1 protein-coding gene is annotated in these 635 nt (G+C 42.4%); it reads left to right on the top strand.

The window, feature by feature from the left end:
- The coding region (locus ABDZ53_RS12795) for an IS91 family transposase (RefSeq protein ID WP_343757134.1) at window positions 1-635 on the top strand (635 nt) is incomplete at both ends.

Here is a 635-nt window from a genome sequence, read left to right on the forward strand (position 1 = left end):
CTTCATACCTTTGGATCTAAACTAGAATTTAACCCTCATATCCATATGCTTGTGACAATGGGTGGGGTGACAAAGGATGGGAAATGGAAGCAATATGACTATATTCCTTACGTCAAACTAAGAAAACAGTGGCAGACGGTCGTCTTAAAATTGATCCGAAAGGTGCTTTCGGAGCGAGCCAAAAAGCAAGTCCAGCCCTTGCTACAAGCGGCGTATAAAAACAATCCAGATGGTTTCTATATCCATGCGCCTAAGAGAAGTAAAACACATGTGAAAGGGTTACTCGGTTATATTGGACGCTACATGAAGCGAGGACCTATCGCTCTTCATCGCATCATTATGTATGACGGTGAAGTCGTTGCCTTTAGTTATCAAGATAAACGGGATGGCGAATGGAAAGTTGAGGAACTACCTGTGGCGGAATTCATTGGACGCCTTGTCCGACATATTCCAGATGAACAGTTTAAAATGGTACGCCACTATGGTTTGTATTCTCGTCGTATTAAGACACTCATGAAGATAGTGGTCAAACAATTTCAACTTGACACACAAAAAGTGTTAATCAATGCGAAGGAAATGATCAAACCGTTAGGTTGGCGGGAGCGGCGTATAGAATCATTTGGGGAAGATCCATT

The organism is Alkalibacterium iburiense (assembly GCF_039521845.1).
Classification (GTDB): domain Bacteria; phylum Bacillota; class Bacilli; order Lactobacillales; family Carnobacteriaceae_A; genus Alkalibacterium; species Alkalibacterium iburiense.